The following is a 22,792-nucleotide window of genomic DNA, read 5'->3' as shown; positions in this document are numbered from 1 at the left end:
AATAAATAGAGCTAAGAATTTAAAAAATTTAATTACATTTACAAACACAACAGCTTCAGTTGAATTAGTAGAAAATTTAAAACCAGATGTAATAATAAATGCTACAGGATCTAAGCCATTACTTCCACCAATTACAGGATTATTAGATCGTATAGATAAACAAGAAAAGATTCAATCAATATTTGGATTAATTAAAAATGTTGAAATGTTTAAGAATTTAGATTTAAAAGGTAAGAAGATAGCAGTAGTCGGCGGAGGCGCTGTTGGATTAGATGTAGTAGAATTCTTTACTGAAAAAGATGCAGAAGTAACAATAATAGAAAGATTACCGGTTCTTGGACGTGATTTAGATATAGTTACAAAAGTTCAAATGATGACTATGGTAGAAGAGAATAAAGTAAATGTTATGACAGATACATCACTTCTTGAAGTTAAAGATAATAGTTTTAAGGTAAATAGGGATGGAAAAGATCAGGAAATAGAATTTGACTATGGATTTGTATGTCTTGGTATGAGATCAGAAACACCAATTCTTGCGAGTTTACAAGAAAAGTTTGCAGATACAGGCGTTGAAGTAATTAACATTGGCGACAGCTTGAGAGCTAGAAGAATAATAGATGGAACACAAGAGGGAAGATATACTACAATTAATGTATTAGAAAAGTTAAATTTAATATAAAACATAAAATAAATTTATAAGTTATCTAGACATATTGAAAATATAATAAATAGATTTTAAAAATATCACTATTATAAAAAATAGTGATATTTTTTTATAAACAATAAACTAATTATAATAGTTTAAGATGTAGTAGATAAAAATATATTATGATATATGGAGTGATATATAGAAGATTTCTATAAATAATCACTATAAAATGAATTGGAATATTAAGAAAGTTTAAAATATAATTAGATTATAAGAAATGTTAAATATTTAACTAGATTGTTAAAAGTAAAGCAATATAATAAATTAAAAAACTAAGGAGAATGAAAAAATGGAAAAACGTATTACAGGATATACAACTTTAATAGGATTATTGGCAACTCCAATAAAGCACACTAGTTCACCAAAAATGCACAATGAAGCTTTTTCTTATTTAGGACTTGATTATGCATATCTTGCATTTGAAGTAGGCCCTGATAGATTAGAAGATGCAGTAAAAGGATTAAAGGCAATGCAAGCTCGTGGATGTAATGTGTCAATGCCTAATAAGACAATCATTCATGAATATTTAGATAAGCTTTCTCCAGCAGCAGAACTTACAGGTGCAGTTAATACTGTAGTAAACGATAATGGTGTATTAACAGGGCATATTACAGATGGAGTTGGATACATGACTTCATTAAAAGATAAGGGCTTTGATGCTATAGGAAAGAAGATGACTATAGTAGGAGCAGGTGGAGCAGCTACTGCAATAGAAGTTCAAGCAGCATTAGATGGTGTTAGAGAATTATCAATATTCAATAAAAAAGATGCCTTCTATGATAGAGCAGTACAAACAGTAAAAGATATTAATGAAAAAACAAATTGTAAAGCTACACTATTTGATTTAGATGACAAGGAAGCTTTAAGAAGAGAGATTGCAGATAGTGATATTTTCACAAATGCAACAGGCGTAGGAATGAAACCTTTAGAAGGTCAAACTTATGTTGAAAAGGATATGTTACGTCCTGACCTAATTGTAACCGATGTTGTGTACATGCCAACAAAAACAAGATTACTAGAAATAGCAGAAGAGATTGGATGTCCAACAATGAACGGTCTTGGTATGATGTTATTTCAAGGAGCAAAAGCATTTGAACTTTGGACTGGTAAGGAAATGCCAATTGAACATATGAAGGAATTTTTAGGTATTAAATAGTATTTAATTTTAGTCTGTGTCAGTAATAATGTATAAAAACAAAAAATATTGATTTACAAAGGAGAAAATATGAAGAATAAATATACGTCAACGGCAATAGCAATGTATATTAACTATTTTGTGCATGGTATGGGAGCTATAATACTAGCACAAAACATGACTTATTTAACAGAGCAGTTACATACAGATAAAGCAGGAGTTTCATATATTATATCAGCACTTGGTATAGGGAGATTAATTGTTTTATATATTTCTGGTGTTCTATCCGATAAGTTTGGAAGAAAGCCATTTATTTACTTAGGAATGATAACTTATATTATATTTTTCGCAGGAATTTTATTAAGTCCAAATGTTACTGTAGCATTTATTTTTGCATTACTTGCTGGTGTAGCAAATTCATTCTTAGATGCAGGAACATATCCAGCTTTAATGGAATGTTATCCAAAAGCTACTGGTACAGCTAGTGTTATGATTAAAGCATTTATATCAGCAGGTCAATTTACATTACCAATTGTTATTGGATTTTTAGTTAGTAATGGATTATATTTTGGATATTCATTTATATTCTGTATAATAATATTTGTACTAAATGGAATATTCTTAAAAAAAAGAGTTTTCCCAGTTGCCAATGAGGTTAAAGCTACGGAATCAGTTGAAGAAATTAAATCTGAGGATGAAATGAAACATAAGCCAAACTTCTGGATTGAAGGAATCAGTCTTATTATAATTGGATTTACTGCAACAGCTACATTTTTAGTTGTTCAAGTATGGTTACCTCAGTATGGTAAAGAAGTTGCTGGTATGATTGATACTGCTTCATTAAAATTAATTAGTTATTATAGTTTAGGTAGTATTTCAGCAGTAGTAGTTACATCAGTTCTTGTTAAGAATTTAATAAAACCAGTAAGGTTTGTAGTTATATATCCATTAATATCATTAGTTACACTTATGGTTCTTTGGATGTTCCCAACACCAACAACTTGCATGATTGGTGCATTTTCAATAGGATTTTCAGCTGCTGGTGGAGTACTTCAATTAGCTCTTGCAGCGATGTCAGACTTATTCCCTACAAGTAAGGGTAAAATAACTGGAATGGTATATACAGCTTCAAGTATAGCAAGTTTTGCAGTTCCAGCCATTACTGGTATTATATCAAAAACTAGCATGAGCAATATAATTTTATTTGATGCAGGAGTTACTGCTTTAGGAATTGTATTGGGTATAATAGTGAATATAAGATATAATATAATGATGAAGAGTAACTAAAGCCTGATAAAGTTAACATAAACAAGTATTAGGAGGATGAGTATGGAGAAGATAGTAACAGTTAGAGATATAAAAATTGGTGAAGAAATTCCTAAAATTTGCGTTCCTATAGTAGGAAAGACAAAAGAAGAACTTATAGAAGAAGTTGCTGCCCTAAAAGGAATTAGTTTAGATATAGTTGAATGGCGTGTTGATTTTTATGAAAAAGTGGAAGATATACAAGCTGTTAAAGAAGTTCTTGGAGACTTAAGAAAGCTTCTTGAAAACACACCTATATTATTTACATTCCGTAGTTTAAAAGAAGGTGGAGAAAAAGAAGTATCTACAAACTACTATGCAGAATTAAATAAGGAAATTGCAGCTACTAAATTAGTAGATTTAGTTGACGTAGAACTTTTCACTGGTGATGAAGTTGTTAAAGATATAGTTGATTCTGCACATGCTTCTGGCATTAAGGTAGTAATGTCAAATCATGATTTCTTTAAAACTCCATCACAAGAAGAAATAGTATCAAGGCTTAGAAAGATGCAAGATTTAGGGGCGGATTTACCAAAGATTGCAGTAATGCCTCAAAATAAAAAAGATGTACTAGTACTACTTTCAGCTACAAATGAAATGGTAGAAAACTATGCAAATAGGCCAATAATTACTATGTCTATGGCAGGAACTGGTGTTATAAGCAGACTTGCAGGAGAAGTATTTGGTTCTGCATTAACATTTGGAGCAGCTAAAAAAGCTTCAGCTCCTGGTCAAATAGCTGTTAAGGATTTACGTACAGTACTTGATATATTACATAATAGCATTAAGTAATATAAATTTAGTGAAAGGAGTGTCGATAAATTCGGCACTCTTTTATATAAATAATAGATAATTTTTATTAACTTTAGAAAATATATAAGATGAATACTAGAAATTTGATGTAATTACTTTACAAGATGACATTGCTTCATAGTTCAAAATAGTATTTTGAATATTTGGTTAACAGAGGAGGAATGTGGTGATGTTTAAGAATACTTATTTAAAAACAGCACTGGGAATATACATAAGTTACTGTATGTTAGGTATGATCGTTATTTTGCTTTCGTCAAATATGTCATTTGTAACAAAGCAATTTAATACAGATGCGGCTGGGATTAGTTTTTTAATTTCTATAGAAGGTTTAGTTCGTTCAGCTACATTGTATATTAGTGGAAAAATGTCGGATAAATATGGAAGAAAGAAAATTCTTTGTTTATCTCCAGTATTTGCAGTCATTTTTTTAGTTGGAATACCTCTTGCTCCAAGTTATGAGATAGCTATGATATTATCAGTATTTGCAGGTATATCTCATGCTTTTATGGATGCTTCAAGTTATCCTTCACTTATAGAATGTTTTCCTAAAACTCCAGGTACAGCTACAGTTGTAATAAAAGCATTTATAGCTATAGGGGGAATAATGCTGCCAATAATAATAGGCTTTTTTGTAGATAAAAATATGTTTTATGGATATACATTTTTCTTAATAGCATTAATATTTTCACTAGATGGCTTATTTTTGCTTACTAGAAAGTTCCCAAAGGCAAATGAAGTAGAAGTTTCTGATGATGGTACAGAATTAATGGAAAATAAATTTAAATCTCAGCCAATATTAAAAAAGGAAGGTATAGCTCTTATAATAATAGGATTTACATCTAATTCTATATATACTGGATTTCAAATGTGGATGCCTACTTTCGGTCAAAATATTTTAGGTCTGAATCAGATAGAGTCATTAAAACTAATAACTTACTATAGTATAGGAGCACTTGTTTCAGTTGGCATTCTAGCAAAACTTTTACAAAAGACAGTAAAACCTATAGTGATATTAGTTGTATACCCAATAATAGGATTAGTTACTCTCATATTAATATTGTTAATTAGGTCAGAAATATGTACCATAGTTGGATTTTTCTTAATAGGCTTATCATCAGCAGGAGTATTACAAATGGCTCAAACCACTATGGGAGAATTGTTCTGGAAAAAGAAAGGGGAAACAATCGCATTAGTTTCTACTGCTGGAGGAATATCGGCAGCAGTTATTCCGGCTTTAACAGGAATGATTTTAAGGCATTATGGAATTTTAAATGTATTCTATTTTATGATAGTTATTTTTATAGTTGGTATATCATCTGCAATCTTTGCAAAATTAAGATACAATAAAATTGTAATAAAATAATTAATACCCAATATAATTAGTTTATATTGGGTATTAATTATTTTATGCTTTTATATGTTTAGCCTTATCTGATATTTTAGGCATTACTATAGATAAAACTAGAGATAATATGGATATAATCATAAGTATCATAAAGAGAACATGTATAGAACTATTTAAAGAAAGTTTTATCTGTTCATTAGTAACAGCTGTATTTAAGGTGGTGGAGTTATAGAGGTTACTTGGATCTACTCCTGATATGCCTATGTTAGTAAAATACTTAACTATATATAAATTAAATATACTACCAAATACACTTACACCAATTGTTTGGCCTAGGGTTCTAAGAAGGGAATTAGTAGCTGTTGCAGCACCTCTTTTGCTGTAGTCTACTGATTCTTGGATAATTATAGTTAATGTAGTGAAAGCTCCACCAAAGCCAATTCCCATTATAGAAATATATAAGAGTACTAGTAGTAGTGAAGAATTTATTCCAAGGGTAGGTAGTAGTATTGTGCTAATAAGTAAAATAACATTAGAAATTAGTGTTATTGTTTTTCCGCCATGCTTTACTATACATTTTCCTAAAATAACTGAGGCTATAAGCCAGAAGATTGACATTGGAGCAAGAGCTAATCCTGAAATTTTTGCACTAAAATCTAGAACATTTTGCATGTAGATTGGAAGATAAACATCTGCTCCTATAAGTATAGCTGAGAGCAAAAAGCTTATTATATTTACAATTGTACTTGACTTTGTAAATATATCAAAAGGCACAATTGGTTCTTTTGCTTTTCTTTCAATTTTATAGAAAAGTAATAACAATATAATAGTCAATAATGTTGATATTACAATGAATATGCTATTAATATTTGCGTTTTTAGTTGATAAAAAAATATTTAAGAATATAACCATTGCTAATGATAAAGTAATAATTCCTCCAAAGTCTATGTTGTGTTTTTTCTTCTCAAAGTTTTCTTTTAAGTTTTTCTGAAGGAGAATAATTGATAATATTCCAAAAGGAATGTTTATAAAAAATATCCAGTGCCAAGATAACTTATCTATTAATATTCCTCCTAAAAATGGCCCTACAAGGCTTGCTATTCCCCATACAGAGCTTATGCCTCCTTGTACTTTTGGTCTTTCTTCAATAGTAAATATATCTCCAATGATTGTATATGTAACAGTAAACATTGCTCCGGCCCCTAGTCCTTGAAGTGCGCGGAATGCAATTAACATATACATATTTTGAGATAATCCACATAAAAAGCTTCCAACTAAAAATATTATTATTCCTATGGATAAGATATTTTTTCTACCATATAAATCTGATAATTTACCATAGATAGGAGTGGAAATTGCAGAAGTTAATAAATATATTGAAAAAACTGAACTGATTATTTCAAATCCTTGTAAATCTTTAACTATAGTTGGAATAGCAGTAGTTACGACTGTTCCTTCAACAGCGCCTAAGAACATTGCAACCATTAATGCTATTACTATATTTCTTTTTCTTAAATCCATACTTTTTAAATCACTTCCTTATAAAACTCCTTAATTACATTTAACAATCGACTTTATAATTATATATTTTATAAGTTATTTATACAACATAGGAAAAATTATTTGACTATATCACTAATTAGTGATATATTGCATTTATGAGTAAAAATTATGATTATGGTGAATTAGGAAACTTAAATTTAAAGACCCTTATTGCGTTAAGTAGAACTACTCAAAAGGTTAACAAAAAACAGGATAAAATAATTAAAGGAGGAGGTTTAACTGTTTCTCAGTTCGCGGTACTTGAAGTTTTATATCATAAAGGAGACTTAAGAATTAGCGAAATAATTGAAAAAATTCTATCGACAAGTGGAAATATGACTGTTGTTATAGATAACTTAGTCAAGGAAGATCTTGTAAGAAGATGTGTTGACCCTAAAGATAGGAGAGTTAATTTAATAAGTATTACTGAAAAGGGAAGAAATCTTATGAGTGAAATTTTTCCTAAGCATTTAGAAAATATAAATGAAATTTTTAGTACATTAACTATTGAGGAAAAGGAACAGTTAATAGGTTTGTTGAAGAAATTATCAGGTGTATAAAAAATACACCTTAATTTTAAAATAAATATCACTAATTAGTGATTAACTAATTAGTAAATAAATTTTATAGAAATAAAGGAGAAGTAAAATATGATAAAATCAATAATTTCAAAAATATTAGGAACAAAAGGTGATAATAATATGAAAGAAAGCAAAGTAGTATGTGGATGTTTTAATGTTACAGAAGAAGATATAAAAAATGCTGTAAAGATGGGGGCAAATTCATTTGAAGAAGTACAAGCTGCAACTAAGGTCGGAACTGGCTGTGGTAGATGTGTAGATAATAATAGAGCATTAGTTAATAATTTATTATTACAAAAGAAGATTGATGAAAATCAAATAGTATGCGGATGTTTTAAAGTAACAGTACAAGATTTAGTTAATGCTATTAAGAATGGAGCAAAATCATTTGAAGAGGTGCAGGAAGTAACTAAGGTAGGTACTGGGTGTGGTAAATGTGTAGGCAGTAACAGATTACTAGTTAAAGAGTTATTAGAAAGAAAGTAATTGTCATTAAGCTTACTATAGAAATAGAAAGGAATTAGATAAATAATGAGGGGAGAGAGAATAAATGAATGAATTTTTAAAGGTTGTTAGAGAAAGAAGATCTGCAGATAAATTTATTGAAAATGTTGAGATACCTAAAGAAGATTTTAATGAAATATTTAGAGACTTATCATTAGCACCGTCTGCATTTAATTTACAACATGCTAAATACTATGTTGTGGAGAATAAGGAACTAAAAGATAAAGTATATGAAGCAGCATATAATCAATATAAGATAAAAACTGCATCAGCGGCAATAATAGTTACTGGAAATAAAAAAGCTTATTTATCGGCAGATAAAATATATGAAGGTTCAATGATGCTTGGTATGTTAGATAAAACACAATATCATATGATTATTGATACTATTAATAGTCTTTATGAAGGCTGGGGAGAAACGTTCCAGTATGATGAAGCTATTAGAAATGCATCTTTATCAGCTATGCTGTTTATGTTATTAGCTAAAGATAAGGAATGGGATACTTGTCCTATGATATATTTTGATAAGGATAAAATCAAGGAAATATTAGATTTGCCAGAGAATGAAGAGCCAGCCATTATGATTACAATGGGGAAGGTTGATAATAGTAGTAGTAAAATTAGAGGTTATAGAAAACCAGTTGATGAATTTGTTAGGTTCTATAAATAAGATATATGATAAAAAGAGGATAAATTAGTCCTCTTTTTTTATTTTACCTAACTTGAGGTTTATGGATAAATAAGTATAATATGTTACAATAAACCTAAGAACTCATTGCATATTAATCATAGGAGGTATAATATGAAATTTTCTATTCAACAAACACAATTATATAAATTCTTAAATTATTGTAATGAATACAATCTTGAGAAAACTATACTTGATTGTGGAGCAGGAGGAGCTAATCCACCTCTTTATATTTTTGAAAAATCAGGGTACAAAACATATGGTATTGAAATTAGTGATTCACAATTAGAAAAGGCTAGAAATTTTTCAAATCAAGCAGGAATTAATCTTAATATATCAAAGGGAGATATGAGAAAGTTATCTTTTGAAGACCAATCTCTAAGTTACATCTATTCATACAATTCTATATTTCATATGAGCAAAAATGATATACAAAAATCAATAAATGAGATTAAAAGAGTTCTAAAACCAGGTGGATTATGTTGTCTAAACTTTCTTTCCTTAGAAGATGAGGGCGTTGGCACAGGAAAAGAACTAGGCAATAATGAATTTTTGCAAATGGAAAGAGGAGAAGAAGTTATTCATTCTTACTTTAATATTGATGAAGCTGAAAGTTTTTTTAGTGATATGAAGATTATATATAAAGAAAATAGAATAATAGAAAGATTGTATGAAGGTAAAAAGATTAAGCAAGGATATATAGATTATATACTTGAGAAGAGTAAGTAATTAATTTTTATGAAGGTATTGGATATGAAGATTGTAAAAATGAATCCAAGTGAACCAGATGCTATTTATTTGATGGATGAGTTGTCACAAAATCTTGAATCTATTACAGGTGCAAGTGGAAGAAATTCTTTTAACTCTAATGATGTTTGTGTTCCACGTTCATTATTTGTAGTTGCCTATGATGAAGGAGGGCAAGCAATAGGGTGTGGAGGTATACGCCCTATTAGTGAAATTATTGCTGAAGTTAAGAGGATGTTTGCAAAAACAAAAGGAGACGGAGTAGGATCAGAAATTTTATTTCATTTAGAAAAAAAGGCTATAGAGATGGGTTACGTTACTCTTTGGGTTGAAACACGACTAGTAAATGAGTGTGCAGTATCATTTTATAAGAGTAGAGGTTATAAGCAAATATCAAACTATGGTAAGTATGCTAGAAATTCAGAAGCTATCTGTTTTGAAAAGAGGATAAGTTAGAATTTAGTATCAGTTGAGAAATGTATTATAGTAATCTTGTGATAATAGTAAATGAGGGATTAGAATGAATGAATATATGAAGAAATTAATAATTCCAATCTTGTGGGAAGGTTTGTTTACTATATCTTGTTTTTGTTTACCAGACAAGTATTATCCATATACAAATTTTCTATTCTATTTAGGGATTGTTATATATTTTATATTAAATAGATATTTTAGCTTTGAAGAATTAAAAAGTAATATAATTAGTAGAAAAAAGTTTTGGATGCCTGTATTTGTAACAATTTTATTTTTAATTTTAGCATTTGGATTAAGTTATTTACCTAAAATGATTTTTCCTAATTTAAATGAAGGAATGATAAATTTAAGAATTAACAATTGGAGTGGTGTAGTTTTATTTATATTGTCCACTATAATATTTCCGCCTTTAGCAGAAGAAATGTTTTATAGAAAAGCAATAATAAATTTTGAAAGCAAGAAAATATTATATATATCAACTATTACTAGCTTATTTCTATTTGCAATATAACACTCTCTTAGCAGGTATGGAATATTTATGGCAATGATTTGGGGAATTCCATTTAGTATATCTTATATAAAAACAAAAAATATATATGTACCTATGATGGCGCATTTTATTGTAAATTTAATTGGAAATGGTAGTACTGCAATTATTATGGTGGTACGCTTATTGAACTAAGTTATATAAAAGTTATAAGTTCATTGATTAAAATAAAAAGTAGAATGTGATACAGATCTAGTATCACATTCTACTTTTTTCATTTATACCTTTAGAATGCCTACCTTTGGAAGTATCTTTAAAATATTTTCTTTGCCATGACAATCTGAAAATTCAAAACTTAAGTCTTTTCCAGCAGTTAACCCATGGTGTACAGATGCATGCCAATGTGGATTTTTGCTAACATCGTAGACAATCCCATTAACTGCTACATAAGCAGGTTTTCCTAAAGTACCGTCATACTCAGAAAGTTCATTTAGAGTGAATTCCTTTACTTGTCTTAGGTAACATCTTGATGATGTCCAATAAGCTTTTGCGTCATTTTCAAGTTTTGAAAGTCTTGTATAATAATCAGGAAATTCATGCAAATGAGCTAGAGCTATTTTCCCAGTGGTTAATGGATCATTATCTGTTACATTTGTTGGAGAATATTTCTTCCCGTGTTCTAACTCAGTATTTATTCCCATAGTAAATTGTTCTAAATCAAATTTTTCTTTGCTAAAATCAATACCAAGTTCTTTGGCAATCTGGGCACATTCATCAGTTGTGAAGTTTTTTCTAGATGGGCTGATATTTCTTGAATCCGTATAAACAACTGGGGATGTATTTATCAGATTAATAAAAAGAATATAATCGTATTTTTGAGAATTCTTCAACTTGTCCATAAGTATTTCACGTATCATATCTTTATAATATACATGTGGTATACCCGATTTTATATCTCTACAAACATCAACAGAATCTAATGTGTTTAACTTAGCATCCATAATACCATATATATATGATTTTGGCCTTTCAAAAATTGTACTTGTTTGTGAATGTACATTTTGACATGTATAAAATGCATATATTTCTTTGAAGAATTTGCTATGTTTGTTTTCTTCATTTTTTATTGCATTAATAATATTTTTTTCTTTTTCATTAGGAGCTGTAGTAATAAGGTAATCATGAAGCAGTTTGTTTTTTCTTTCTTCTTGAATAGTTTTATTTATTAAATGTAGAGTTTCTTCTAATGGTTTGGAAGTTTTATTGATAGAGTTTAAAGGACTAATATTATTATAATTATTTGATGGCATGCAAAAATACATTTAATTCTCCTAGAAAATTCGATATTACTACATTTTATGATATAAGTAAGCTTATGGTGTTTAAGAATTTATTTAACTGGTGAAAGGCTTAATGCACATCAATGAAAAGTATCCTAAATGGTTATACTGTATAGATGGATTAAACTATGAAGGGAGAATAAGATGAGTATAGGATATGCATGTCTAACTATTGGAGTATTAAGTACTAATTTTAAAAGTTGTATACTTAAAAATGTTACAGAAGAAAAGCTACTAGAATTGATTTCACATAATCTAAAGTCTCTTGAAAATATAATTGATTATAATATAGAAAATAATATAATGCTTTTTAGGATAACTTCTGATTTAATACCATTTGGATCAAATCCTGTTAATAACATTAAGTGGTGGGATGTCTTCTCAAGTGAATTATTGAAAATTAGTGAAAAAATTAAGTCAAGTGGTATGAGGGTATCAATGCATCCGGGACAGTATACTGTAATAAATTCTCCTAGTAATGATGTTGTAAAAAGATCGATGAATGATTTAAATTATCATGCTAGGGTGTTAGATAGGCTTGGAGTTTCAAAAAAACATAAGATGATTTTACATATAGGTGGAATTTACAATGATAAGGGAGAGGCAGTGGATAGATTTATTAGAAATTATCAGTACTTAGATGAATCTGTAAAGAATAGGCTTGTTATTGAAAATGATGATAAGTTATATAATATTATAGATGTTTTGGAAATAGGTACAAAGCTAAATATCCCAGTGATTTTTGATAATTTACATAATGATATAAATTTTTCAGGAGAGCAGAAAAGTACAATAGAATGGGTTAATGAGTGTAAAAAGACGTGGAAAGAAGATGATGGGAATCAAAAGATACATTATTCAGAGCAAAATCCTTTAAAAAAAATTGGTTCGCATTCAAATACTATTGATATAAATAAATTTATGTATTTCTTTAAAGAATTAAATAGAAATGACATAGATATAATGCTTGAAGTTAAAGATAAGAATCTTTCAGCAGTAAAATGCATTAACTGCATATCTAATAATAATATTAATGTGCTTGAAGAGGAATGGAGTAGATATAAATATAAAGTTTTAGAGAATTCACCTAGTAACTATTCAGAGATAAGAGAGATATTAAAGGATAAAAGTAGCTATCCTGCTATTAAGTTTTATGATTTAGTAGATGATGCTTTGCAGAAAGAAGTCTCTGTAGAAAATTCTATAAATGTAGCAACTCATATTTGGAATTGTTTAAAAGATATTGCTACAGAAAAAGAAAGAGCTAGTTTTTTAAAAATTATTGACGATTATAAGAATGGAAAAGTATCAATTAATAAAATTAAAAGTGCACTGTTTAGGTTATCTGTTAAGTATAATGAAGAGTGTTTATTGCACTCATATTATTTTGTGCTTTAGTAAACATAGATTTTATCACTATAGTATCAAAAATGATACTATAGCACTTTTAAGTGCTTACTATACAAAATGTATCTTCTGAATTATTATAAAATTGCAATGAAAAAATGTAATAAAACAATATGCCAGGAGGTATTGAAATGAATGAAGTAGTAAAATTTTTAAAAGAAAATCCAGTGCAATATTTTGCAACTGTAGGATTAGATGGAAAAGCAAAAGGTCGTCCTTTTCAATTTATGATTGAAGAAGGTGGAAAGCTATATTTCTGCACAAATAATGAAAAGGATGTGTATGCAGAAATTCAAAAAAATCCTTATGTTGAAGTTACAGTAGCAAGTCCAAAGTTCGCTTGGATAAGATTAAATGGTAAAGTTGTATTTTCAAAGGATTTGGAGATAAAGAAGAAAGTAATAGAATCTAGTGGACTGGTAAAAAAACTTTATCAAACTGCTGAAAATCCTATATTTGAAATTTTTTATCTAGATGGAGCCAAAGCAGTAATATCTGATTTTTCAGGTAATCCACCTAAAGAATATAATTTATAATTTATTAATAATTATAAAGCGGCTTAGCCGCTTTTTTTATGATGAAAGTTTGTCCTTGTAATCAGTTCCCCATGCATACATAGAATCAAGTATAGGTTTTAAGCTATAACCAGTTTTAGTTAATGTATATTCAACCTTTGGTGGAACTTCTGGGTAAACCTTACGTGTAAGCAAGCCTGACTCTTCCATTTCTCTTAAGTTTTGAGTAAGGACCTTTTGGGTTATTGATCCAATAGATTTTTTAAGTTCACCAAAGCGTCTTGTTCCTTCAAGTAAATCTCTAATGATTAACACCTTCCACTTATTGCCCATAAGTTGTAAAGTTATTTCAACAGGACAAGCTGGAAATTCTTTTCGCATATAGATACACTTCCTCTCCTTAGTATCTTTTAGGATACTATAGCACTATTGAGTGCTTAGTTTACAATAGATATCGATAAATATATTATAAAATCAAAGGATGACAAAATCAATGTAATAGTATTTAAAAACTAGTTGAAGGAAAGTACAATGAATCAATTATTATATATAAAGAGGATGATTTTTTCATTATGGAGTTATTTTTCTTTTTATGGTTAGTGAAACTATAAACAAAAATATGGTATAATTATAGTTGAATTGCAATAAATGTAATTATATGGGGTAATATGGCTAATGATTCTAGGGGTGGAGGAGAGTAATGAAAATTTCACCAGAAATATTAATTGAAGATTATTGGATACTACGAATGCCAGAAATCTTTTTAACAGGATGGAATAGACTAAATTCAGTTTGTTTAGAATATTATAAAAATGTATCTAATCCATATTACTTAAAACATAAGAAATAAGCTTTTAGCTTTATTATATATATATGCATAGATAAAAAATAATAAGGAGGAACTAGCATGAAATATTTTATAAACATGCCTATACTAAAAAAAATAGTATGGATATTTTCGACAATGATAGGTCTTATGCTGATAATAGGTGGGACAGGCGTTTATACGTCACATAAATTAAGTGAGGTTACAGGGTTAACTGTTAATAGTAATGATATAATAATAATCAGTGTAACAATAATAGGAGTTATATATGCAGCTATTATGACTATTATATTAAAGAAAAGTTTTGTAGAGCCACTAAGAAAGATTAAAAGATTTGCTGAAAGTTTATCAAATTACGATTTTTCATCAGTTATAGAAGAAAGTAGAGAAGATGAATTTGGAGAAGCAATACGCGCATTGAATAAAGCTCAAAACAATGTAAGTAAAATGATTAGGGAAATAACTGGGACTATAGAGGGAATAAGTTCATCTGCAGAAGAACTTTCAGCAACAGCAGAGGAGATAACTACTAAGGCTGAAACTATTGATGAGGAAGTAGATAATATTGCATCATATATGCAAGAAACTAGCGCAACAACAGAAGAGATAAGTGCATCAGCTGAAGAAGTAGATGCTAATATAAATGAACTTTCTTCAAAAGCTGCGAATGGAAGTAATCAAGCTAGTGAGTCTAAAGAAAGAGCTACAGAAGTTAAAAAAAGTAGTGAAAATGCTATAGAAAAAACTAGAAGTTTATATAATGATAAACAAAAAAATATGATGAAGGCTATTGAAGATGGAAAAGTAGTAGATAGCATAAAGGTCATGGCAGATACTATAGGTAGTATCGCTGAACGAACTAATTTACTAGCGTTGAATGCAGCAATAGAGGCAGCTAGTGCAGGGGAACAAGGAAGAGGATTTGCAGTAGTAGCAGAGGAGATTAGAAAACTTGCAGAGCAGTCTTCAGAAGCTGTAATAAGTATCCAAGAAACTATAGAAAAAGTTCAAGAAGCATTTAAGAGTAGTGTTGATACAGGTAGTGATATATTAGAATTTATAAATACTCAGGTAAATAAACAATTTGATTCTTATAGTAAGACAGGAGAGCAGTATTATAATGATTCTGATTTTGTTAGTAAGATGACAGAGGAAATAGCTTGTATGACAGAGGAAGTTACAGCTGCTGTTGGACAAGTAAATGAAGCAGTTCAAAATATGGCACAGACATCACAAAAATCAACTGAACGTGTAGAAACAATAAAGTTAAGCATTGATGAAACTACGAAAGCAATAGAGCAAGTTGCATTAACTGCCCAAAGTCAAGCAGAACTTTCTCAGAAACTAAATGAAATGATATGGGAATTTAAGATATAAAAGTGTTAAAAAGTATGTCTCAAAATAATTTTTGAGGCATATTTTTTTAATATAAATTAACTACAAGTGCAGAATGTACTTAATAATATGTTGGATTATGTGGTTTTGTTTGATAAAATTTGATTTATTGTGAATACTTTCGTTGAAAATGATTACACTTTCATTTATAATATTATTATATTAACCTTACAAATTAAAATGTTAATAGGTGGGAGATACTTGTAGAATCTAGGCTTATAATTTTGTCATTAACTAGGACTATGAGTAGCCTTAATAAAGGGGGATATGAGAATATGAAAATTTTACACAAGGTAACGTTACTATCAGTAACTTTGCTATTATTTGCTGCTACCATTGGGTATACAGGATATCACTTTACTACTATATCACAAAGTAATATATCTACTATGTATAATGATGAGATGAAAGCTATAAATTTAGCAGATGATATGCGAATTCAATCAAGAACTTGTCAAACGGTTTTATTAAGTTTAATTTTGAATATAGGAGATCAAGAAAAGCAAAAAGAATTTTTAGATCAAATAGACTTAAAATTAAAAGGTATATCTGATGATATTGCTGATTATAAAGAATTCAATTTAAGTGGAGAACAGAGGGAAAAAGTTATATCACTTGAAAATAGCATGCCAGAATACATAAAAATATGTGAGACAATAAAGCAAATGTCCACATCTGGAAAGTATAAGATTGAAGAAGTATATGATTATTACTATAAATATACTAATACTTTAGATAGTGTTCGTTCAGGAGCAAATATCCTATTAAAAGCTCATGTTGCAGAAGCAGATCAATCATATGCTGAGGTAAAAGATAACAATGAAAAATCTGTAATTATATTATTATCTGTATTAAGTGCAGCGATAATTCTTGGAATAGTACTTACAGTTTTTATAGTAAAGCCAATTACATATTCATTAAAAGTGGCAACAGATCACTTAGGTATTTTGGCAGAAGGAGATTTTAGTAAAGATGTATCTCCAAAATTATTAAAGAATAATGATGAAATTGGAATAATGTTAAGAGCTGTTGATAAGATGCAAAAATCCATTAGAGGAGTTATTAAATCAGTTATTGATGAGTCAAATAACATTAAAAGTATGGTTTTAAATGCTGATAATAATATAACAGAGTTAAATTCTAAGATAGAAGATGTATCTGCAACAACAGAAGAATTGTCGGCTGGAATGCAAGAAACTGCAGCATCTACTGAGCAAATGAGTGCTACATCAACAGAAATAGAAAGTGCTATTGAAAAAGTCTCAAACAAGGCAAAAGAAAGTGCTATTTCATCAAATGACATAAGTAATAGAGCAAATGAAGTTAAATCAAATGCACTAGCATCTCAGAAAAATGCAGGTGAAATATATTTAACAACTAATAAGAACTTAAGAGATGCAATAGAACAATCAAAATCTGTTGAACAGATAAAAGTTTTATCAGAAGCAATATTAGATATTACATCACAAACAAATCTTCTAGCCTTAAATGCAGCAATAGAAGCTGCTAGAGCAGGGGAAGCTGGAAAAGGCTTTGCCGTGGTAGCGGATGAAATAAGAAAGCTTGCAGAGGATTCGACTAATACTGTTAATGAAATACAAAGAATAACACAAATTGTTCTTAATTCTGTGGAAAACCTTACTGAAAGTTCCAGCGAAATACTAGAATTTGTTGATAAGCAAGTAAAAGATGGTTACAATTCAATGGTGGAAACTGGAGAAAAGTATAATGAAGATGCACAAAGAATTTATAATTTATCAACTGATTTCAGTAAAGCAACAGAACAGATAAGCTTACTTGTTGAAGATATTACAAGAGAGTTAAGCGGGGTAAGCTTAGCAACAAATGAAGGCGCAGAAGGTACTTCAAGTATAGCTGAAAAAACATCTAACGTAGTAGAAATGACAAAAGATATAATAGATTTAACTATTTCTATCAAGGATAGTGTAGATCAACTTAATAATCTTGTATCTACGTTTAAAATATAGGAACTAAAAAATCCTCTAATATTATTTAGAGGATTTTTTTGTTATTATTAATCTGTACCTATACAGATGTAAGTTATTATATTTGAAAACATAGTTATATTTTCTTATGATTAATATATAAAACAAATAAGAAATAGGAGGTTCAAATATGAATAAATTTAAAGAAGGATTCCTATGGGGAGGTGCAACCGCCGCAAATCAATTTGAAGGTGGATGGAACGCAGGTGGAAAGGGATTGAGTACAGCAGATGTAATGACAGGTGGAACACATACTACACCTAGACGTATAACTCCAGAACTTGAAGAAGGAACATACTATCCAAGTCATGAAGCTATAGATTTTTATGGACACTATAAGGAAGATATAAAAATGTTCGGGGAAATGGGCTTTAAGACTTTTAGAATGTCAATAAATTGGTCTAGGATATTTCCAAATGGTGATGATTTAGAACCAAGTGAAGAAGGCTTGAAGTTTTATGATAACGTATTCGATGAATTGAAAAAATATAATATAGAACCATTAGTAACTATATCTCACTATGAAACACCTTTTGGTCTTACAAAAAAGTACAATGGATGGGCTTCAAGGGAAGTAATTGATTGTTATATAAGATATTGCGAAACAATATTTAAAAGGTATAAAAATAAGGTTAAATATTGGCTAACATTTAATGAAATTAACTGCTTAACAATAGATTTTGGAGCTTTTATGGGAGGCGGAATATTAGTTAAAGAAGGAGAAAATTCTGATCAGCTAAGATTTCAAGCACTTCATCATCAATTTATAGCAAGTGCTAAAGCAGTTAAATTAGGACATGAAATAAACCCAGATTTTAAAATAGGATGTATGATTGCCTATATGACATTATATCCATATACATGTAATCCAGATGATATATTATTAGCACAACAAAAGGACCAGATACAAAATGGGTTATGTGGCGATGTACAAGTAAGAGGACATTATCCAGGTTTTGCTAAGCGTTACTTTGAAGAAAATAATATAAAGATAAGAATGGAAAAAGATGATGAGAATATATTAAGAGAAGGATGTGTAGATTTCTATTCATTTAGTTACTATATGTCTAATGCTGTAAGTACAGACCCAGAAAAGCAAGAAACTTCAGGAAATCTACTAGGAGGAATAAAAAATCCATATTTAAAGGCTTCAGATTGGGGATGGCAAATTGATCCTAAGGGATTAAGATGGACTTTAAATCATATTTATGACAGATATCAAATCCCAGTAATGGTAGTTGAAAATGGGCTAGGAGCAGTAGATGTTGTAGAAGAAGATGGAACTATTAATGATGATTATAGAATAGATTATTTAAGAGATCACATAGTAGAAATGAATGAAGCTGTTAAGGATGGAGTTGACCTTATGGGCTACACTATGTGGGGATGCATAGACTTAGTAAGCGCATCTACAGGGGAAATGAAAAAACGTTATGGTTTTATATATGTAGATAAAGATAATGAAGGAACTGGAACATTAGAAAGAAAACCTAAGAAGAGCTTCTATTGGTATAAAAAAGTTATAGAATCAAATGGAGAAAATTTAGAATAAGTAAGAAAACTACCTTTATGATTTTTCATAGAGGTAGTTTTTTAATAGACTTAACAGTCTTAAAATTAGAATAATAAGTACATAAGCTTTGATAGGCTGTAGAAAGATATTGTATAATATGCTATTAAAGCTATGCATAAAAAATTACTTTTTATTAACCAATCCTTTTTCATATTCTTCTATCATTTTTTTTGTCATTAATCCACCAATACTTCCAACGACATGTCCATTATCCCTTGAAGTAACATTACCTTTATAGCTTTCATCATTAAGATTTATACCATTTTCGTTTGCAAATTCTGCTTTTAACTTATTTAACTTTTCCTTAGCTCCAGGAACTAAAGGTCTTCTACTCATAATTAACACCTCCATATCAGTATTAGTTTTATATTTTAAAATCAAAATATACTTAGATAATTTATGAAGAGAAGATTTTATAGCACAGTTATGGTAAAAAAAATTAAAATGGAACTAAAATTTTTGAAGAAATGTGACGATAATTAATTAATAAGTTTTATATTTTATTAGAGATAGTTATGGACGAGAGGTAGGTGGAAAATAGGAGGATATTATAAGTATCTATCCTATTAATAAGATGGAGAAGATAGGTATATGTGGGTGGTTATCAAGAGAAGGAGATTTTTACAGGTGTGGGGAGTCTAAACATAATCTTTTAGCATCACATTTAGAAAAAGGCTTAGATTTAAAGCTATTTGATGAAGAAAAACAGATTTATCTTCATGATACAGCATTATTAGAAGCTTTAGGTTATGTTAAATTCACTGAATCGAAATACGGACTTGAAAATGAATATTACAACAATCAATTTTTGTTATTCTTTGGAACAAGGTTCTCTTATGCACAAAGAAAATGGATGGAAAAAAACATAACTAAAATGTCATCATTTCAAAGATCAGAATGTAGACAAAGATTGATTTTAGGACATTAGTTATATATTAAAAGTAGAAAAATTTATAAACCTTAGTAGAAAGCAATTTTAAGCTAACTACTGGGTTTATTTTTTATTTAGATTAAAGAAGACAATAATTTCATGAAAGATATGTTTTTTTGTCGTAAACTGGAATAATTGCTATGTTTGTAATTGATGAGTAAAATTGTATGTTTTGTGAAATTAGTATTTATTTAATTTTCATCTTGTGAGAACATGAAATTATAAATATATAAAAATTAGGGGGAATAAATCATGAAAACAAAAAAGATAATTTCATTATTAGCAGGTATAGCATTATCCATAAGTATGCTTGTTGGTAATAGTAGTTTTCAAACAGTTGCAAAGGCCACTCAGGCTGATACTAATTTAGTTAAGAATGGAAATTTTGATACAAATCTAAAGGGATGGGGAAATTACACAACAGATGGCGGTGTTGGCAAAGTATCACAGCAAGATGGTGCTCTTAATGCAGAAGTAGATAATTGTGGAAATGTATCATATAGTCTGCAAGTTTATTATGATGGCTTTAAGATGCTTAAAAATGGGAAATATCACTTAGAGTTTGATATAAGTTCAACAACTGATAGAAAAGTAGAATATACAATTCAGCGTAATAAGGGAGATTATCGTTCTTATACTTATGGGAAAATAGATACAACTAGCAAAGTTCAAAAAGTATCAGATGATTTTACTATGACAGAGGACAATGATAAAGCTCCAAGACTTGCATTTAATTTTGGAAATGTAGGGGGAGGAGATCTTCCAGAACATTCTATTAAAATTGATAATGTTAAATTAGTTCTTCTTGATGATACTGGAGTAACTTATGATGAAGATGATGCTCCAAAAGTAGAGCAAAAAATTGTTTTAAATCAATTAGGATATAAACCAGAGGATAAGAAAAAGATTGTATTTAGGGCAGCTAGTGAAGATCGTAAATTTAGAGTCGTTTCAACTAGCACGAAAGAGGTAGTTTATGAGGGCTATATTAATGGGTCAATTAACAATGAGGCAGCAGGTGAGACAGACAGATTTGGTGATTTTTCATCTGTAAAAACACCAGGTACTTATACTATTGAGACTGATGGACTAGGTAGTTCTTATAAGTTTACTATAGGACAAGATGTTTATAAGAATGTATTTAAAGATGCAGTAAGATTTTTCTATATGCAAAGATGTGGACAAGAGATACCAGAAAGTTTAGGTGGTAAATGGGCACATCCAGCTTGTCACACAGATTTAGCTAGAATATATGGAACAGATCAAAAAATAGATGTGTCTGGTGGTTGGCATGATGCAGGTGATTATGGACGTTATGTAGTTGCTACTTCAACAGCAGCAGCAGACCTTTTGACAGCTTACAATGACAATAAAGCTGCTTTTGGAGATGATTTCAATATTCCTGAAAGTGGAAATGGCATCCCAGATGTTTTAGATGAAATAAAATATCAATTACAGTGGTTATTAAAAATGCAGGATCAAACAAGTGGTGGTGTTTATCATAAAGTAACATGTGCCGGTTTCCCAGGTCATGTAATGCCACAAGACGAAACAGCTGAACTTATTGTATGTCCTATCTCAACAACTGCAACAGGAGACTTTGCAGCAGTTATGGCAATGGGATATGAAAACTTTAAGGATATAGACCCATCCTTAGCAGAAAAATGTTTAGCAGCAGGAGAAAAAGCTTGGGCATACTTAAAAGATAAACCAAATACTCCTGTTTCAAATCCAACAGGTATTGTTACTGGAGCATACGAGGACAATGATGATACTGATGAAAGATATTGGGCTGCAGCTCAGCTTTTCAAAGCAACAGGGGATAGTAAATATGACGATGCCTTTAAAGCATTAGAAAATAAAAAGATTAGTTCAGGATTAGGTTGGCAAAGTGTTGGAGACTTCGGTAATTTGGCATATATATCAGCTAAAGGTGCTGATCAAAATGTAGCTGGCAATATTAGAAATTACATTATAAATGAGGCTCAACATATTGTATGTTTAGACAAGAATGATGGATACAACATTCCAAGTGGAACAAAAGGTTATTACTGGGGAAGCAATATGAATGTAAATAATAATGCTATATTCCTTGCAAAGGCTTATAAGATTTTTCCTAATGAAGAGTATTTAGAATATGCAAAAGAACATATTAACTATTGCTTTGGTAAAAATTCATTAGGTAAATGCTTTGTTTCAGGTTATGGTACAGATTCTATGAAACATCCACATCATAGACCATCTATAGTACAAGAAAAGGCAGTGCCAGGTATGATTGCAGGTGGACCAAATAGTGGGTTAGAAGATCCAACAGCAGTAGCTGAATTAGATGGACTAGCTCCTGCTAGATGCTATATTGATAATCAAGAGAGTTATTCTACTAATGAAGTAGACATCTATTGGAACTCACCATTTGTTTGCGCTATGGCAGAAGTTGATAGAGATTAGATAGTAGAGAATTAAGTTATG

Annotated in this window: 23 protein-coding genes and 1 pseudogene; 20 read left to right on the top strand and 4 right to left on the bottom strand. The window is 29.6% G+C overall.

Translation table 11 applies throughout. The annotated features are described in order from the left end of the window. The 5 genes from FAY47_RS20845 to FAY47_RS05700 form a co-directional block, all read left to right on the top strand. Positions 1-679 (top strand): FAD-dependent oxidoreductase (locus tag FAY47_RS20845; protein ID WP_243129554.1); only part of this gene is annotated, 679 nt, incomplete at its 5' end. Positions 680-998: 319 nt separating this feature from the next. Further along, the gene (locus tag FAY47_RS05715; RefSeq protein WP_143315562.1) at positions 999-1,865 is read left to right on the top strand and encodes a shikimate dehydrogenase; all 867 of its coding nucleotides are present in this window, start codon (positions 999-1,001) and stop codon (positions 1,863-1,865) included. Between the two features lie 69 nt (positions 1,866-1,934). Then, complete coding sequence (locus FAY47_RS05710; protein WP_143315560.1) at positions 1,935-3,131, top strand: MFS transporter; 1,197 nt, start codon at positions 1,935-1,937, stop codon at positions 3,129-3,131. A 42-nt stretch (positions 3,132-3,173) separates the two neighbouring features. Continuing rightward, positions 3,174-3,941 carry a type I 3-dehydroquinate dehydratase gene (gene aroD, locus FAY47_RS05705; protein WP_143315558.1) on the top strand — a complete coding sequence of 256 codons (768 nt, stop codon included), beginning with the start codon at positions 3,174-3,176 and terminating at the stop codon, positions 3,939-3,941. Positions 3,942-4,131: 190 nt separating this feature from the next. Next, positions 4,132-5,325 (top strand): MFS transporter, encoded by a 1,194-nt coding sequence (locus FAY47_RS05700; RefSeq protein ID WP_143315556.1) that lies wholly within the window; start codon positions 4,132-4,134, stop codon positions 5,323-5,325. A gap of 42 nt (positions 5,326-5,367) precedes the next feature. On the opposite strand, the gene FAY47_RS05695 is transcribed toward FAY47_RS05700, so the two are convergent. Then, positions 5,368-6,828, bottom strand: coding sequence for an MDR family MFS transporter (locus FAY47_RS05695; RefSeq protein ID WP_143315554.1), 1,461 nt, complete (start codon positions 6,826-6,828; stop codon positions 5,368-5,370). 137 nt (positions 6,829-6,965) lie between these two features. Between FAY47_RS05695 and FAY47_RS05690 the strand changes: the two genes are divergently transcribed. From FAY47_RS05690 to FAY47_RS20835, 7 genes are all read left to right on the top strand, one after another. Continuing rightward, on the top strand, positions 6,966-7,409 hold the full coding sequence (locus FAY47_RS05690) for a MarR family transcriptional regulator (protein WP_143315552.1): 444 nt from the start codon (positions 6,966-6,968) through the stop codon (positions 7,407-7,409). 90 nt (positions 7,410-7,499) lie between these two features. Next, positions 7,500-7,916: a (2Fe-2S)-binding protein gene (locus tag FAY47_RS05685; RefSeq protein ID WP_143315550.1), complete on the top strand. Its 417-nt coding sequence runs from the start codon at positions 7,500-7,502 to the stop codon at positions 7,914-7,916. 64 nt (positions 7,917-7,980) lie between these two features. Then, positions 7,981-8,604: a nitroreductase family protein gene (locus FAY47_RS05680; protein ID WP_143315548.1), complete on the top strand. Its 624-nt coding sequence runs from the start codon at positions 7,981-7,983 to the stop codon at positions 8,602-8,604. 132 nt (positions 8,605-8,736) lie between these two features. Continuing rightward, positions 8,737-9,351 carry a class I SAM-dependent methyltransferase gene (locus FAY47_RS05675; protein WP_143315546.1) on the top strand — a complete coding sequence of 205 codons (615 nt, stop codon included), beginning with the start codon at positions 8,737-8,739 and terminating at the stop codon, positions 9,349-9,351. A 24-nt stretch (positions 9,352-9,375) separates the two neighbouring features. Beyond that, positions 9,376-9,825: a GNAT family N-acetyltransferase gene (locus FAY47_RS05670; RefSeq protein WP_143315544.1), complete on the top strand. Its 450-nt coding sequence runs from the start codon at positions 9,376-9,378 to the stop codon at positions 9,823-9,825. A 64-nt stretch (positions 9,826-9,889) separates the two neighbouring features. Further along, positions 9,890-10,354 (top strand): CPBP family intramembrane metalloprotease, encoded by a 465-nt coding sequence (locus FAY47_RS20840; protein WP_243129553.1) that lies wholly within the window; start codon positions 9,890-9,892, stop codon positions 10,352-10,354. A 27-nt stretch (positions 10,355-10,381) separates the two neighbouring features. Further along, positions 10,382-10,525, top strand: coding sequence for a CPBP family glutamic-type intramembrane protease (locus tag FAY47_RS20835; RefSeq protein ID WP_243129552.1), 144 nt, complete (start codon positions 10,382-10,384; stop codon positions 10,523-10,525). An 83-nt stretch (positions 10,526-10,608) separates the two neighbouring features. On the opposite strand, the gene FAY47_RS20830 is transcribed toward FAY47_RS20835, so the two are convergent. Beyond that, the gene (locus tag FAY47_RS20830) at positions 10,609-11,652 is read right to left on the bottom strand and encodes a DUF5661 family protein (protein ID WP_243129551.1); all 1,044 of its coding nucleotides are present in this window, start codon (positions 11,650-11,652) and stop codon (positions 10,609-10,611) included. Positions 11,653-11,814: 162 nt separating this feature from the next. Between FAY47_RS20830 and uvsE the strand changes: the two genes are divergently transcribed. Further along, on the top strand, positions 11,815-13,068 hold the full coding sequence (uvsE, locus tag FAY47_RS05655; RefSeq protein WP_143315542.1) for a UV DNA damage repair endonuclease UvsE: 1,254 nt from the start codon (positions 11,815-11,817) through the stop codon (positions 13,066-13,068). A gap of 140 nt (positions 13,069-13,208) precedes the next feature. Continuing rightward, positions 13,209-13,613 carry a pyridoxamine 5'-phosphate oxidase family protein gene (locus tag FAY47_RS05650; protein WP_143315540.1) on the top strand — a complete coding sequence of 135 codons (405 nt, stop codon included), beginning with the start codon at positions 13,209-13,211 and terminating at the stop codon, positions 13,611-13,613. A gap of 36 nt (positions 13,614-13,649) precedes the next feature. Here FAY47_RS05650 and FAY47_RS05645 read toward each other — a convergent pair whose 3' ends face one another. After that, a complete protein-coding gene (locus FAY47_RS05645; RefSeq protein ID WP_143315538.1) occupies positions 13,650-13,973 on the bottom strand; it encodes a helix-turn-helix domain-containing protein in 324 nt (107 codons plus the stop codon). A 319-nt stretch (positions 13,974-14,292) separates the two neighbouring features. Here FAY47_RS05645 and FAY47_RS20220 point away from each other — a divergent pair, with 319 nt between their 5' ends. From FAY47_RS20220 to FAY47_RS05630, 4 genes and pseudogenes are all read left to right on the top strand, one after another. Further along, the gene (locus FAY47_RS20220; protein WP_185966737.1) at positions 14,293-14,442 is read left to right on the top strand and encodes a hypothetical protein; all 150 of its coding nucleotides are present in this window, start codon (positions 14,293-14,295) and stop codon (positions 14,440-14,442) included. A gap of 198 nt (positions 14,443-14,640) precedes the next feature. Beyond that, positions 14,641-15,795: pseudogene (locus tag FAY47_RS05640) on the top strand (methyl-accepting chemotaxis protein); the annotation flags it as partial. Between the two features lie 293 nt (positions 15,796-16,088). Continuing rightward, entirely contained in the window at positions 16,089-17,801 is a 1,713-nt protein-coding gene (locus tag FAY47_RS05635) for a methyl-accepting chemotaxis protein (protein WP_243129550.1), read from the top strand. A gap of 148 nt (positions 17,802-17,949) precedes the next feature. Then, on the top strand, positions 17,950-19,371 hold the full coding sequence (locus FAY47_RS05630) for a 6-phospho-beta-glucosidase (RefSeq protein WP_143315534.1): 1,422 nt from the start codon (positions 17,950-17,952) through the stop codon (positions 19,369-19,371). 144 nt (positions 19,372-19,515) lie between these two features. Here the strand turns inward: FAY47_RS05630 and FAY47_RS05625 are convergent, their stop codons facing one another. Then, the gene (locus tag FAY47_RS05625) at positions 19,516-19,728 is read right to left on the bottom strand and encodes an alpha/beta-type small acid-soluble spore protein (RefSeq protein ID WP_143315532.1); all 213 of its coding nucleotides are present in this window, start codon (positions 19,726-19,728) and stop codon (positions 19,516-19,518) included. Between the two features lie 238 nt (positions 19,729-19,966). On the opposite strand from FAY47_RS05625, the gene FAY47_RS05620 reads away from it, so the two are divergent. Together FAY47_RS05620 and FAY47_RS05615 are read left to right on the top strand one after the other, a co-directional pair. Then, on the top strand, positions 19,967-20,320 hold the full coding sequence (locus FAY47_RS05620; protein ID WP_143315531.1) for a hypothetical protein: 354 nt from the start codon (positions 19,967-19,969) through the stop codon (positions 20,318-20,320). Between the two features lie 255 nt (positions 20,321-20,575). Further along, a complete protein-coding gene (locus FAY47_RS05615; RefSeq protein WP_143315529.1) occupies positions 20,576-22,771 on the top strand; it encodes a glycoside hydrolase family 9 protein in 2,196 nt (731 codons plus the stop codon). Positions 22,772-22,792: the final 21 nt, after the last annotated feature.

Origin of the sequence: Clostridium sp. HBUAS56017, from assembly GCF_007115085.1 — a bacterium.
Lineage (GTDB): Bacteria > Bacillota > Clostridia > Clostridiales > Clostridiaceae > Clostridium > Clostridium cibarium.
The sequence above is the reverse complement of the archived record's forward strand: the minus strand, read 5'-3'. Positions and strand labels throughout refer to the sequence as shown.

Bases quoted from the DNA above. Each gene is read 5' to 3' on its own strand.
- FAY47_RS05715 (WP_143315562.1), top strand. From the start codon at position 999: ATGGAAAAACGTATTACAGGATATACAACTTTAATAGGATTATTGGCA.
- FAY47_RS05710 (WP_143315560.1), top strand. From the start codon at position 1,935: ATGAAGAATAAATATACGTCAACGGCAATAGCAATGTATATTAACTAT.
- aroD (WP_143315558.1), top strand. From the start codon at position 3,174: ATGGAGAAGATAGTAACAGTTAGAGATATAAAAATTGGTGAAGAAATT.
- FAY47_RS05700 (WP_143315556.1), top strand. From the start codon at position 4,132: ATGTTTAAGAATACTTATTTAAAAACAGCACTGGGAATATACATAAGT.
- FAY47_RS05695 (WP_143315554.1), bottom strand. From the start codon at position 6,828: ATGGATTTAAGAAAAAGAAATATAGTAATAGCATTAATGGTTGCAATG.
- FAY47_RS05690 (WP_143315552.1), top strand. From the start codon at position 6,966: ATGAGTAAAAATTATGATTATGGTGAATTAGGAAACTTAAATTTAAAG.
- FAY47_RS05685 (WP_143315550.1), top strand. From the start codon at position 7,500: ATGATAAAATCAATAATTTCAAAAATATTAGGAACAAAAGGTGATAAT.
- FAY47_RS05680 (WP_143315548.1), top strand. From the start codon at position 7,981: ATGAATGAATTTTTAAAGGTTGTTAGAGAAAGAAGATCTGCAGATAAA.
- FAY47_RS05675 (WP_143315546.1), top strand. From the start codon at position 8,737: ATGAAATTTTCTATTCAACAAACACAATTATATAAATTCTTAAATTAT.
- FAY47_RS05670 (WP_143315544.1), top strand. From the start codon at position 9,376: ATGAAGATTGTAAAAATGAATCCAAGTGAACCAGATGCTATTTATTTG.
- FAY47_RS20840 (WP_243129553.1), top strand. From the start codon at position 9,890: ATGAATGAATATATGAAGAAATTAATAATTCCAATCTTGTGGGAAGGT.
- FAY47_RS20835 (WP_243129552.1), top strand. From the start codon at position 10,382: ATGGCAATGATTTGGGGAATTCCATTTAGTATATCTTATATAAAAACA.
- FAY47_RS20830 (WP_243129551.1), bottom strand. From the start codon at position 11,652: ATGTATTTTTGCATGCCATCAAATAATTATAATAATATTAGTCCTTTA.
- uvsE (WP_143315542.1), top strand. From the start codon at position 11,815: ATGAGTATAGGATATGCATGTCTAACTATTGGAGTATTAAGTACTAAT.
- FAY47_RS05650 (WP_143315540.1), top strand. From the start codon at position 13,209: ATGAATGAAGTAGTAAAATTTTTAAAAGAAAATCCAGTGCAATATTTT.
- FAY47_RS05645 (WP_143315538.1), bottom strand. From the start codon at position 13,973: ATGCGAAAAGAATTTCCAGCTTGTCCTGTTGAAATAACTTTACAACTT.
- FAY47_RS20220 (WP_185966737.1), top strand. From the start codon at position 14,293: ATGAAAATTTCACCAGAAATATTAATTGAAGATTATTGGATACTACGA.
- FAY47_RS05635 (WP_243129550.1), top strand. From the start codon at position 16,089: ATGAAAATTTTACACAAGGTAACGTTACTATCAGTAACTTTGCTATTA.
- FAY47_RS05630 (WP_143315534.1), top strand. From the start codon at position 17,950: ATGAATAAATTTAAAGAAGGATTCCTATGGGGAGGTGCAACCGCCGCA.
- FAY47_RS05625 (WP_143315532.1), bottom strand. From the start codon at position 19,728: ATGAGTAGAAGACCTTTAGTTCCTGGAGCTAAGGAAAAGTTAAATAAG.
- FAY47_RS05620 (WP_143315531.1), top strand. From the start codon at position 19,967: ATGGAGAAGATAGGTATATGTGGGTGGTTATCAAGAGAAGGAGATTTT.
- FAY47_RS05615 (WP_143315529.1), top strand. From the start codon at position 20,576: ATGAAAACAAAAAAGATAATTTCATTATTAGCAGGTATAGCATTATCC.